The sequence below is a fragment of the Zobellia uliginosa genome (assembly GCF_018860745.1).
Lineage (GTDB): Bacteria > Bacteroidota > Bacteroidia > Flavobacteriales > Flavobacteriaceae > Zobellia > Zobellia uliginosa_B.
Window position 1 is genome coordinate 395,751 of the sequence record NZ_JAHKPY010000003.1, and the last position, 12,822, is coordinate 408,572.

The window sequence follows — 12,822 nt, forward strand, 5'->3', positions numbered from 1 at the left end:
TTGGCTTCAGGTACACCTTTTAATATCAAGAATTTTCTGGAAATCAATTTGGCAATGGTCCTGTTGAGTACTTCCGGTCCTTTGGGTAGGTTTATAGAACTCCCCGTAGCGGTAACCATTGGCATACGTTCTTTTATAGCATTAGTTTTATTGCTGCTTTATTGCCGCTATAAAGGTATATCCTTTGAGTTGAGCAGTAAGGATAGAGGTCCAATAATCTTAAGTGGTTTTCTCATGGGTATACATTGGCTGGCCTATTTTGTAGCGTTACAAAAGTCCAATGTGGCCATAGGCATGCTTTCTTTGTTTACCTATCCCGTAATTACGGCTTTTTTAGAACCTTTGTTTTTAAAAACGAAGTTTCAGAAAATGCATCTACTTTTAGGTTTTTTGGTTCTTTTCGGGATATACTTCCTTGTTCCCGATTTCAGTTTTGAGAATAGCTATACTATAGCTATTGGTTTTGGAGTTTTCTCAGCTCTTTGCTATGCAGTGCGTAATATTATTCTTAAAAAGCAGGTTAACAAGTATCAAGGTTCTGTTTTAATGGCATATCAAATGGCGATTATTTGCTGTATGCTAATTCCAGCTTTCTTTTATTATGATTTAGAGACAGTGCCGAGCCAGTGGCAGGGTTTGTTAGGACTGGCGGTCGTAACCACGGTTTTTGGTCATACCATGTTCGTAAACTGTTTTAAGTATTTTTCCATTACCACAATCAGTATTTTGAGCAGCATACAGCCCGTTTACGGTATTTTAATTGGTGCTTTTTTTCTCTCTGAAATTCCAACTTGGTCTACCGTTATAGGGGGCTGTTTAATCTTGACATCGGTAATCGTGGAGAGTGTCAGGTCATATAGGTGAGATAGAAAATTTATTTTACCCATATAACAAGTAGCACAGAGAGCAAATTAACTTTGATAATTGTTCCGATAAAACTAAACTTTCAACAAAAGAGTATATTTATTCCTCCTCACTTCCACTATTGATTCCCGGAGTAAAACTCCCGCCTTGGTATTGGTTGATCAACCCATCACCTAACTTTTGAAATTCTTGATTTTGGGCCATTTGGCGGACTTTTACCGGGTCAAAATTTCCGTTAAAGTATAGGAAGGAGCCGTTCTGATTGTTGTTGTTGTAAATCAGTATTTCTTTTACGGCATCTTTCTTTTCCCTTATGCTTACAACGTTGCGTTTAAGATTGTCATTTTTGCGATATACTTCTATAAATGAGCTTCCGGTAATTCCGTTCATCTGTTTGTTCAGGAATTCTGTTTTGTCGGCCGTGGTACTAGGGAAGGACATATAGCGCAAATCTCTGGTATTCCCTACAAGGGATTTCATTTCCGGCGATATGCCACTAATGAGCGAAAGCATAAAACGAGGTACGCGTACCGCGGTTACGTGATTATCTTCTTTGTGTGCATTGTAAAAAGTGTCTATTGAATTGTAGGTGCTGCAAGACGCAAGCAGTACAAGGCTGCAAATGAATAGTGTTCTCTTGATCATGGTTGTGTATTTATACAGTTAAATATACTGTTTTTAACAACAAGCGTTCCAAACTGGGTCTTCCGGTGGTTTGGCCACAATTTCTAGAGGTTCTTTTCTTACGGGATGCACAAAGGAAAGTTTGCGTGCGTGCAGGTGTATACTAGCATTGGCATTGCTTCGGTCAAAGCCATATTTTAAATCCCCTTTTATGGGACAACCAATAGCCGATAATTGTGCCCTTATCTGATGATGGCGCCCCGTATGCAAATCAATTTCAAGAAGGTAATAACGATCCAGTTTTTTAATCACCCTATAATCTAAAATCGCTTTTTTACTATCGGATACTTCTTTGGTATGTGCGTATGATTTATTTTGTTTACTGTTACGTTTTAGCCAATGTGTTAGGGTATCTTCGTTTTTTCTAGGCTTATTTTTTACAATGGCCCAATACGTCTTTCTTGCCTCTTTTTCGGCAAACAATTTATTAAGACGGGGCAGGGCTTTAGAAGTCTTGGCAAAAACCACAATTCCGGAAGTGGGACGGTCCAGCCTATGGGCCACACCCAAATAAACATTACCGGGTTTGTTGTATTTTTCCTTAATATAGAGTTTAACTACCTCACTTAAAGGCATGTCTCCTGTTTTATCGCCTTGCACAATATCTCCTGGTCGCTTATTTATGGCGATGATATGATTGTCCTCGAACAATACCAATAGATTTTTTTGGTGGGAAATAACTTTATTGGCCACGAAAGCAAAAATTAAATTTGAGAAAATGGAGTTTAATATTGCTCTTCGTCGTTCGGGAAATCTTGGCTCTTTACGTCCGTAACATACTGGGAAATAGCATTGCCCATTTCTTCGTACAGATTCATATAACGGCGTAAGAATCTTGGATTGAACTCATGGGTCATTCCTAATAGATCATGAATAACAAGTACTTGCCCATCTGCATGTTTTCCTCCACCTATACCAATAGTGGGGATAGAAACGCTTTCGGAAACTTTTTTGGTAAGGGCAGCTGGTATTTTTTCCAAAACTATGGCAAAACAACCCAGTCTTTCAAGAAGTTGAGCATCTGCTATTAATTTCTCAGCTTCTTCTTCCTCTTTGGCACGAACGGTATACGTTCCAAATTTATAGATAGATTGTGGGGTAAGTCCCAAGTGACCCATTACAGGAATACCCGCTTTTAAAATCTTTTTGACCGATTCTTTAATTTCCTCACCGCCTTCTAATTTTACGGCATGGCCACCACTTTCTTTCATGATACGAATAGCAGAGCGCAAAGCTTCCTTAGAATCACTCTGGTAACTACCAAAAGGTAAATCTACAACCACCAAAGCTCTTTCTACGGCACGAATAACAGATGTGGCGTGGTAAATCATTTGATCTAGTGTAATGGGTAGGGTGGTCTCATGACCGGCCATGACATTACTGGCTGAATCACCCACAAGAATAACATCAACATTTGCAGAATCTACAATCTTGGCCATAGAATAATCATATGCAGTGAGCATAGATATCTTTTCGCCGTGTTTCTTCATGTCTACTAGAGACTTTACTGTTACTCTTTTGTATTCTTTCTTTGCCGTTGACATATTGTTTTTATTTTGATGTTATAAATGTAAGGAAAATGTTGGGTTTAAAGGCGAGACATATGCCGCTTCTAAATTGTTGCCGTCCAAACTTTTTTAATGTGCTCGTTCTAAACGGAATATTAGTTAAGTTTACTAAAATTGAAACCGATGAAAACCCTTTCTACAGTAATTTTCTGTCTCATATCACTTACCATTTCAGCTTAAAAAACGGAAGAAATTGCAATTCAGAAGACAATTGAAGCTTTTTTCAAAGGGTTTCATGAGCAAGATTCACTTAAGATAAAACAAACGGTTATGCCAGATGTACTCATGCAAACTATTGCTAAGGATGAGGCGGGTAAACCGTTAGTGAAGACAGAAGAATTTTCAAAATTTTTAAAGTCTATTGTTAGTATACCAGAAACCACAAAGTTTGAAGAACTAATTAATGACTACTCCATTCAAATAGACGGACCAATGGCCAATGCTTGGACGCCCTATACTTTTAACATAAATAATGCTTTTCATCACTGCGGTGTAAACTCTTTTCAATTGGTAAAAGATGACCTAAAAGGTTGGCAAATTATTTATATTATAGATACTAGAAGAACCGAAGGTTGTAATTAGGTACGGTATACCTGGTGAAAAAACATCTTGCAAGTGATTTAATGTTAATCTATAGTGTACTATTTTTTATATTTAGCAATTCGTAAAATTTAAGAACATGAATATGAGAATGAAATCAAGATTATTTTTGGCTCTCACCGGGGCTTTCCTATTGGCGGTTGGGTTTGGTAATGCACAAGAAGCTAATCCATTAGAGGGCAAATGGGATTTAACTATAGAAAAAGACGGTAAAGAATTGCCTTCTTGGTTAGAGATCACCCACTCTGGAACAAATACTTTGGTAGGACGTTTTGTATACGCCTTTGGTAGTGCTAGACCTATAGCGGAGGTAAAAATGAAAAATGATGTTTTTAGTTTTGTTATCCCCAAACAATGGGAGCCAGAAGGAACGGATATGACTTTTACAGGCTCATTAGACGAGGACGGACTTAAAGGAACCATGATTTACACAGATGGGCAGCCTTATAGTTGGACGGCCGTTAGAGCTCCAAAATTAGAGTACATTGAAAAATCAAAATGGGGAAAATCCGAAAATCTTTTCAATGGTAAGAATTTAGACGGATGGAAAGCCATGGGTAAAAACCAATGGATAGTTGAAGACGGCATTCTTTCTAGTCCAAAGTCCGGTGCTAATCTGGTTTCCAATTCAAAGTATAAAGATTTTAAATTGCACGCAGAGTTTAAGGTGCCACCAGGAAGCAATAGTGGTATTTATCTTAGAGGGCGTTATGAAGTGCAGATTACGGACGATAAAGGTTCGGATCCGTCTAGCGTTTTATTTGGCGGCATCTATGGATTTCTGACGCCAAATGAAATGGCGGCTAACGACGCTAGCGAGTGGCAGGAGTATGACATTACATTGGTTGGCCGTCGTGTGACTATTATAGCTAACGGAAAGACCATTATCAATGACCAAAATATACCGGGAATTACTGGAGGCGCTTTAGACAGCAAAGAAGGTGAGCCAGGTGCGTTTTTGATTCAAGGTGATCACGGGCCCATTAAGTTCAGAAAGTTTGAAGTTACGCCAAGAGTGGAGTAGAGGTAGCTTTTAAATAAATAGAAAACGCCCATTGTTCTTCAATAATGGACGTTTCCTATTTATTACCATATAAGATCGGAAGATTGCATTAAAGGTTTTCGTTCGGTCTGGATAAAGGAATTTAAATCAAACTCATTTGCTTGGTGAATGGCCTCATCAAAAGTAAAGTTGCATTTAGCCTCTATTTCAGAAGGGGCTACTTCATAAGTTTTGAAAGCCTCTAAATCTAAAAAGGACAAGCGGGTTAAATCTTGGGTAAGGATAAAAGATTTTGTTTTGAGCGCACCTTTTTCTTCGTAGAGAACTGTTTTATAAAATTCAGTTGGAATTTTGTATCCTCTATATTCTCTGTCATTTTCATTAAAGATACAACCACCTATAATACTTACTCGGGATTTGTCCATTTCTGTTTGATCGTAAAGTGAGTTTTCCAACTCCCCCCATATACCACCTTTTCCGCTTTGATTAAAACTGTCCATTTGTGGCGCTATATTGGTAAAAACGAATGAATCTGAATTTGCTTTTTTAGCTTCGGCGTAAGTACCCCAATTCAAATCTACTCGTCTTGCCAGATGTCCACGATCTAAGGGATTACTTTTGTACAATTGATTACCGGCCTGACTTACGGATGGGATTCTGGAATCTTCAAAAAAACCGACACCCTTTCTGGGAATTCGTTTCAAATTCATTCCGTCTATATTCCAAGCCACCCAAATAGCAAATTTTGTTTGACTGCTAAGTGCTATGGAAAAGTGGGTATAATCTATAATTTCTGAGCCTTCTAATTGAAAGGCATCATCTATGTTATTTAAGGTGGGAGGTTGTATAGAAGTGCTTAAAAAATCGCTATTGAATGCCATAAAAGAGTATTGGAAATTGATAATTTTTATACATCAAAATTGCAAAACATTATTCACACGGAAGTTGAATATTTTCAAAATAAAATTATTTCTTTAACTGAAAGGTTAAGACAAAACGAACAAAATCTGCACTCCTTCAATGAGAAACATACTTTAATCCAACAACGGAACTAATTAATGTTATGATGAAGAATACCCTCCAGAAGTTAGCAGGATCTTTGAAAACCAATATTCCAAGTAGCACGGTTCCAACAGCGCCTATCCCTGTCCATACCGCATAAGCAGTACCTATGGGTAAGGTCTGTACGGCCTTTATCAATAGAAGAAAGCTTATGCTAGAGCATATTAGAAATTTACCGTACCACAGATACATGTCCGTTCCTGTTGTCTCTTTTGCCTTTGCCAAGCAAAAAGCAAAAGCAACTTCAAATAAACCTGCGATAATAAGAATGATCCAATTCATTGAATGTTTGCTTTGTCATAAGGGGTTCGAATAAGTCGTTTTTGCTTAGATATGGGCAGTCGCTTTTAATATTTCAGATGTAATTATATCAATATCTGCAGCATTCGTACGCCAGTTTACAAAGGAGGCCCTTATGCCAAAACTGTTTTGGTACTTTGTAGGTGTCATGTATACCAACTTGGATTTATTCAAAGTATCTAAGAAAGCGTAAACTCTAGCTTGACTTGCATCTGATTTTAAAGTGAAGCAGACATTGTTTAACCGCGTTGGTGCCAGAAGTTCTAAGGCTTCCGTCTCTTCTATGAAATTGCTGAAGAGTTGAGCCATGTCTACTGCATTTTCCACAATATATCTATACCCTTTTTTACCATACGCTGTAAGAGAGAACCAAGCTGGTAAAGCTCTTAACCGTCTTGAGTTTTCGGGTAAAAAGTTTAGATAGTTAAAGTTTTCCGATGGGTCTCCTAGATATGGGGCATTGGAGTTTTGAAAAGTTTCCATCTGTAATTTACTATGTTGTTTCCTAACAAAGAAAACTGCACTGTCATAAGGAACATTTAGCCATTTATGGCAGTCCACAGTAATACTATCTGCTTTGTCCCAACCTTCCGTTAGGTGATCATATTTTGGCGAGCATGCGGCAAACCCTCCAAAGGCACCATCAATATGCCACCAAAAATTATGATTTACTTTGAGCTCGGCTATGGCTTTGAAATCGTCAAAATCTGCAGTATTGACTGTGCCGGCACTAGAGATTAGAATAAACGGTGCTCCGTTAAGGGATTCAATTTTTCGGCGAAGGTCTTGTATGTCTATTGCTTCACGATTCTCTTTTATGGTTTCTATTAAAGTATAGTTTTTACTCCCGATACCTAACATGGAAAGACATTTTAACGCAGACGAATGTGGAACAGCAGATAGAATATTTAGGTCGCCCTGTATTCCGTCTTTAGCAAAATCCAAACCTCTTTCTTTTCCTATCCACTGGCGAGCTACTCCCAAGCAAGTAAAATTTGACATGGTTGCACCAGAAACGAATCCACCTAAAAAATCATTGGGTAATTGAAATAAATCTAACATTAATTGAATGGTAGCATGCTCAATTTGTACTGAGACATCTCCTTGCGAACTTACAGTTTGTGGATTTTGGTCATAGATTGAAGCAAGCCAATCACCCATTATGGAGGCTGGCGTGGTGCCGCCCACAACATACCCTAAATATCTAGGACCGGAAGCGCCTACAATTTGGCTTTCCCACTTTTCTTTGAATTGAGCCAGGGTTTCAAGTCCACCAATACCTTCTTCATTAAGATTTGCATTCGTAATGGATTGAACCACAGTAGAAGTTTTTCTTTTAGGCAGATGCTGTAGGTAATCTAAACCCTGAAGTTTTGCTTTTTCAAGTAAAGCTTCAAAATTGATTAGGTCTTCTTTTAACAAATGCTCCATTTTAGAAATATAATTTAGATATCAAAAATACGTGGACTAATTTTATTTTGTCCTACAGAATGCAAGAAAATACTTGATAACTAACAATCGCTCATATTAATACCAATGGCTAGTCCGCCTTCTGAGGTCTCCTTATACTTAGAGCTCATGTCCTTTGCCGTATTCCACATAGTTTCTACAACCTTGTCCAGAGGCACCTTGGCATCCTTGGGGTCTGAGCCTAAAGCCAGCTCCGCTGCATTAATTGCCTTAATTGCCCCCATACTGTTACGTTCTATGCAGGGAATCTGTACAAGTCCGCCAATGGGGTCGCAAGTAAGCCCTAAATGATGTTCCATAGCAATTTCCGCAGCCATTAAAACTTGGTCTGGAGTACCACCAAGCAACTCAGTGAGGGCACCAGCTGCCATAGCACTAGATACGCCAATTTCAGCTTGGCAACCACCCATAGCAGCGGAAATGGTAGCACCTTTCTTAAAGATGCTTCCTATTTCACCGGCTACGAACAGAAATTTTTTGATTTCCTCGAAACCGGTTTCATGATTTTCAATGACAAGATAATACATGAGTACGGCAGGAATAACTCCTGCACTTCCATTGGTGGGTGCAGTTACCACGCGCCCCAAAGAGGCATTCACTTCATTAACTGCCAAAGCAAAGCAACTAACCCATTTTAGAATCTGTCGAAATTTAACCTCTGTATTTCTTATGGTTGTCAGCCAAGTCTGTGGAGAATCATAAGTACTAGAATCTCCTAGTAAATTTTTGTTAAGGTCATAAGCGCGACGAGTCACATTTAAACCACCCGGGAGTTTGCCCTGGGTATGACAACCAATGTACATACACTCTAACATGGTATCCCAGACATGACGTAGTTTTTCGTTTATTTCAGGATCGGTGCGTAAAGAGCGTTCATTCTCAAGGACTATCTCGGAAATACTTTTATTTTCTTTCTCACAATACGCCAGTAGTTCCGTTCCTTTTTGAATAGGAAAAGGAAAACTGTCAAAAGTGGCTATATTACGTTTGGCATTTTTTCGCTCTTTAACAACAACAAACCCACCGCCAATAGAGTAGTAGGTGTTTTTTTTTGTTTTACCGGATTTTAAGGTGGCTTCAAATTGAAGTCCGTTAGCATGGAATTCTAAAAATTTCTTATGAAAGAGAATATCGCTATCTGGATTAAATGGAACCGGTAGACCATTTCCAAAATTCAGAATATGAGTTTTTTGAATTTTCGTTACTAAAGCATGTATATCCTTCACAGGAATTTCCACAGGGTCTGTACCAGATAGGCCAAGCATTACTGCATAATCAGTGGCATGGCCTTTTCCTGTTAGGGAGAGTGAACCGTACATATGAACTTTAATTCCAACAACTTCATCAAAAAGGCTCGCGCTTCTAAGTTCGGCAATCCATCGTTCGGCAGCACGCCACGGTCCTAAGGTATGAGAACTAGAAGGGCCTATCCCAATCTTAAGCATATCAAAAATACTAATAGACTCCATCATAAGCTATAAACTGATTTTACGGTATAAAGATAGATAAAGGATGTTTCTGGCAAAGCAAAAAAAAGTTGTCGATAAAGGCGGTATTTAGATACTGGTGTGCCAAGTGTTTCTGTCACTACTATAAATTGGTTTGTTCAATTAACTAGGTAATTACACCAAGTTGTCGCTTTTTCTTGGAAAAAGGACTACTTCTGGCGTGATCCTAGTGTTATAGAAAAGTAAAAATGACATCATGTCAGGTTGCTGGCTGTTGGCATATTGTTTGACAATCAGTAATCGATTATAAAACTGAGCACTAATATTTTAAAACATATAACATGAGTAAAATTATAGGTATTGACTTGGGTACTACCAACTCCTGTGTTTCCGTTATGGAAGGTAACGAACCGGTAGTAATCCCTAATGCAGAAGGAAAGAGAACTACGCCTTCTGTGATTGCATTTGTAGAAGGTGGTGAGATTAAAGTTGGTGATCCGGCAAAGAGACAGGCCGTGACCAACCCTCACAACACTATTTATTCAATTAAACGTTTTATGGGTAACAAATTTTCGGAATCTAGTAAAGAAGCTGAAAGAGTACCTTATAAAGTAGTAAAAGGAGACAATGATACGCCACGTGTAGATATTGATGGACGTATGTACTCTCCACAAGAACTTTCTGCTATGATTCTTCAAAAAATGAAGAAAACGGCAGAAGACTATTTAGGACAGGATGTTACACGTGCGGTAATTACCGTTCCTGCTTATTTTAATGATGCACAGCGTCAAGCAACAAAAGAAGCAGGTGAGATAGCAGGTCTTACTGTAGAAAGAATTATAAACGAACCTACCTCGGCTTCATTGGCTTACGGTATGGATAAAAAAGATACTGATCAAAAAATAGTTGTTTTTGACTTTGGTGGAGGTACACATGATGTATCTATCCTAGAGTTGGGTGACGGTGTTTTTGAAGTTTTGGCAACAGATGGTGATACACATTTAGGTGGTGATGACGTTGACCAAAAAATCATAGATTGGTTGGCTGATGAGTTCAATAAGGACGAAAGCATTGACTTACGTAAAGATGCCATGGCATTGCAACGTTTGCGTGAAGCTGCCGAGAAAGCAAAAATTGAATTGTCTTCTTCTGCACAAACTGAAATTAACTTGCCATATGTAACGGCTACCGCTTCTGGACCTAAGCATTTGGTACGTACACTAACAAGAGCCAAGTTTGAGCAGTTGATCGAGGATTTGGTAAAAAGAACTATAGAGCCATGTCAGACAGCATTGAAAGCTGCAGGACTTTCTAAAAGTGATATAGATGAAATTATCTTAGTAGGTGGTTCAACAAGAATACCAGCTGTTGTTGAAGCTGTTGAGAAATTCTTTGGTAAAAAACCTTCAAAAGGTGTGAACCCAGATGAGGTTGTAGCAATTGGTGCGGCCATTCAAGGTGGTGTTCTTACCGGTGATGTTAAAGATGTATTGTTATTGGATGTTACACCATTATCTCTAGGTATTGAGACTATGGGTAGTGTAATGACTAAGTTGATTGAAGCGAATACAACGATTCCTACTAAGAAATCTCAAGTATTCTCTACGGCAGCGGACAATCAGCCTTCAGTTGAGATTCATGTACTGCAAGGTGAGCGCCCAATGGCATCCGATAATAAGACAATCGGTCGTTTTCACTTAGACGGTATCCCACCAGCACAGAGAGGAACACCTCAAATTGAAGTTACTTTTGACATTGATGCTAACGGTATCATTAAAGTTTCTGCAACGGATAAGGCAACGAACAAAACGCAGGATATCAGAATTGAGGCTTCTTCAGGATTAACGGAAGAAGAAATCAAAAAAATGAAAGCTGAAGCAGAAGCTAACGCTGAATCTGATAAAAAAGCAAAAGAAACTGCTGATAAGTTAAACGAAGCTGACGGAATGATTTTCCAAACGGAAAAGCAACTAAAAGAATTTGGCGATAAATTATCGGATGATAAGAAAAAGCCGGTTGAAGAAGCCTTGACCGAATTGAAAGCAGCGTATGAATCTAAAGACTTGGCGGTAATTTCACCAGCTTTGGATAAGATTAACGAAGCTTGGAAAGTTGCCTCAGAAGAAATGTACAAGGCACAGGCCGAAGCACAACAGAACGGTGCGGCTCCTGAAGGTGATACTGCTTCTGCAGAAGAGCCAACAGAAGGCGATAACGTAGAGGACGTAGATTTCGAAGAAGTAAAATAAGTATAAGCGCTTAGCGCAATGAATATAGGACCCGCCCAGTTGTAATACTGGGCGGGTCTTTTCGTTTTGTAGATTTGGTACGCCTTTTGTTTTCTGTTGGGAGAATATCAAGTAGTTTTGTAGTATGATAAAAAAATTCTTGTTTGTATGTGTGGTATGGGGAATATCTTCAATGGTATTTGCTCAGGACATCGAGATTTTTAAAGTATCCGACTTTAACCTGAAAGGAAATGTAAAATCGTGTTTCGTAATTACCGATTACGGTAAAGAGGAATATTATTTTGACATCAATGGATTATTGGAAAAGTCCATAACCCGTTTTAACGATACGGATTATGAGACCACGTCTTATAAATACTTAAACGGATATTTAAAGGAACGTAGGGTAGAAAACTATATGGACGGTGCTTTTGACTATGCTACATCTATTGCCAGTTTTTACGAAATAGATACTACGGATACCAAAACAATCACAGAGGAAATAGTTTCATATGAGAAGAAACTAATTGAGAAGAACATTTATTCGTATGATAAGGATGGTAAGCTAGTGAAGCTTATACGTTCCAATACCAGCGGTATAGATGAGAGTAATTTTGAGTATATAACGAATGACAGTATAGCTAGAGTTAAAAAAACCGCAAATGGATTACTATCCAAACTAACAACTACTTCTACAGTGGTTAAAAATGAACAAAATTTAAAAAAAGTAGTTTCTGAAAGTTATATGGAAGGTAACCTTACGTCTAAAATTGTTGAGGTTTTTAATATGGATGCCAGGCTAACCGTTCATAAAGAACTAATGTACGATAGCTCAACTGAAAAATGGATACCACAGACAGAGGAACATTTCATATATGATGAAAATGGATTTTTAGCGACTACAAAAACTAAAAAACGCTTTGGAGATTTAACCCAGCAATACATTTATCAATTTGATGGTACTCCTGCAAATAACTGGGTAAAGGAAATAATTACACCTGATAATACATATACTACCCGGCAAATTGAATATTACCCTTCCGATGATAAAATTGAAACTTTAATAGAAGATGATGAAAACTAGTAAAGTATGACTAGTTTTAGAAAAAAATAGGTTAACAAGAAGAATCCGCTATAATTTTCCATTCACCGTTTATCTTCTTAAAGATAATCATAAAAGTTCCATGGGCATCGCCAACTTCCCGTTGTAAAAAGTATTGTCCCATTACGTAATAAGACTCTTCGTTGATTTTAGTGATTTCATCAATCTGAAAATTTAAAACTCCCGTAGCCTCTTTGTTAGGATAACCTTTTTTGTAATTATCTAAAGTGGTTTGCCAGCCTTTTGTTATTTTGCCACCACTGTAATAGGTAAGTTCATCAGACTTCCAATAACCCTGCATAAATCCCTCTAAATCGTGATTGGACCATGATTCTGCTTGAGATTCTAGAATATTTTCGATAGCTTCAGTATCATTATTTTGAGCGGATAATGAGCTAAAAATCATTAAAAACCCTATAACCAATAGCAAGTTGTTATTTTTCATAATGTCCTTTATTTGATGATAGGATGAAGATAAAAAAAAGCCTTAATA

The 12,822-nt window shown here is 38.0% G+C and carries 13 protein-coding genes; 5 read left to right on the plus strand and 8 right to left on the minus strand.

The features are described 5' to 3' along the window. Positions 1 to 864 carry a DMT family transporter gene (locus KO521_RS05515; protein WP_252729863.1) on the plus strand — a complete coding sequence of 288 codons (864 nt, stop codon included), beginning with the start codon at positions 1 to 3 and terminating at the stop codon, positions 862 to 864. A gap of 99 nt (positions 865 to 963) precedes the next feature. Here KO521_RS05515 and KO521_RS05520 read toward each other — a convergent pair whose 3' ends face one another. Genes KO521_RS05520 through panB form a run of 3 tightly spaced genes read right to left on the minus strand, consistent with a single transcriptional unit; the run spans position 964 to position 3,092 of the window. Beyond that, positions 964 to 1,509 carry a DUF4252 domain-containing protein gene (locus KO521_RS05520; protein ID WP_215938911.1) on the minus strand — a complete coding sequence of 182 codons (546 nt, stop codon included), beginning with the start codon at positions 1,507 to 1,509 and terminating at the stop codon, positions 964 to 966. A gap of 33 nt (positions 1,510 to 1,542) precedes the next feature. After that, complete coding sequence (locus KO521_RS05525; RefSeq protein ID WP_215938912.1) at positions 1,543 to 2,241, minus strand: RluA family pseudouridine synthase; 699 nt, start codon at positions 2,239 to 2,241, stop codon at positions 1,543 to 1,545. Positions 2,242 to 2,273: 32 nt separating this feature from the next. Continuing rightward, positions 2,274 to 3,092 (minus strand): 3-methyl-2-oxobutanoate hydroxymethyltransferase, encoded by an 819-nt coding sequence (gene panB / locus KO521_RS05530; RefSeq protein WP_215938913.1) that lies wholly within the window; start codon positions 3,090 to 3,092, stop codon positions 2,274 to 2,276. Between the two features lie 294 nt (positions 3,093 to 3,386). On the opposite strand from panB, the gene KO521_RS05535 reads away from it, so the two are divergent. Together KO521_RS05535 and KO521_RS05540 are read left to right on the plus strand one after the other, a co-directional pair. Beyond that, positions 3,387 to 3,698 carry a hypothetical protein gene (locus tag KO521_RS05535; RefSeq protein ID WP_252729864.1) on the plus strand — a complete coding sequence of 104 codons (312 nt, stop codon included), beginning with the start codon at positions 3,387 to 3,389 and terminating at the stop codon, positions 3,696 to 3,698. A gap of 97 nt (positions 3,699 to 3,795) precedes the next feature. Beyond that, the gene (locus KO521_RS05540) at positions 3,796 to 4,740 is read left to right on the plus strand and encodes a 3-keto-disaccharide hydrolase (RefSeq protein WP_252729866.1); all 945 of its coding nucleotides are present in this window, start codon (positions 3,796 to 3,798) and stop codon (positions 4,738 to 4,740) included. 62 nt (positions 4,741 to 4,802) lie between these two features. Here KO521_RS05540 and KO521_RS05545 read toward each other — a convergent pair whose 3' ends face one another. From KO521_RS05545 to KO521_RS05560, 4 genes are all read right to left on the minus strand, one after another. Next, on the minus strand, positions 4,803 to 5,600 hold the full coding sequence (locus KO521_RS05545) for a DNA/RNA non-specific endonuclease (protein WP_215938914.1): 798 nt from the start codon (positions 5,598 to 5,600) through the stop codon (positions 4,803 to 4,805). Positions 5,601 to 5,736: 136 nt separating this feature from the next. Next, on the minus strand, positions 5,737 to 6,063 hold the full coding sequence (locus tag KO521_RS05550; RefSeq protein WP_215938915.1) for a DMT family transporter: 327 nt from the start codon (positions 6,061 to 6,063) through the stop codon (positions 5,737 to 5,739). Between the two features lie 45 nt (positions 6,064 to 6,108). Continuing rightward, a complete protein-coding gene (locus tag KO521_RS05555) occupies positions 6,109 to 7,512 on the minus strand; it encodes a pyridoxal phosphate-dependent decarboxylase family protein (protein WP_215938916.1) in 1,404 nt (467 codons plus the stop codon). Between the two features lie 80 nt (positions 7,513 to 7,592). After that, positions 7,593 to 9,020 carry an L-serine ammonia-lyase gene (locus KO521_RS05560; RefSeq protein ID WP_215939564.1) on the minus strand — a complete coding sequence of 476 codons (1,428 nt, stop codon included), beginning with the start codon at positions 9,018 to 9,020 and terminating at the stop codon, positions 7,593 to 7,595. A gap of 320 nt (positions 9,021 to 9,340) precedes the next feature. Here KO521_RS05560 and dnaK point away from each other — a divergent pair, with 320 nt between their 5' ends. Beyond that, positions 9,341 to 11,248 (plus strand): molecular chaperone DnaK, encoded by a 1,908-nt coding sequence (dnaK, locus tag KO521_RS05565; protein WP_215938917.1) that lies wholly within the window; start codon positions 9,341 to 9,343, stop codon positions 11,246 to 11,248. 124 nt (positions 11,249 to 11,372) lie between these two features. Next, positions 11,373 to 12,311, plus strand: coding sequence for a hypothetical protein (locus KO521_RS05570; protein ID WP_215938918.1), 939 nt, complete (start codon positions 11,373 to 11,375; stop codon positions 12,309 to 12,311). A gap of 31 nt (positions 12,312 to 12,342) precedes the next feature. Here KO521_RS05570 and KO521_RS05575 read toward each other — a convergent pair whose 3' ends face one another. Continuing rightward, entirely contained in the window at positions 12,343 to 12,774 is a 432-nt protein-coding gene (locus KO521_RS05575; RefSeq protein WP_215938919.1) for a YybH family protein, read from the minus strand. Positions 12,775 to 12,822 lie beyond the last annotated feature (48 nt).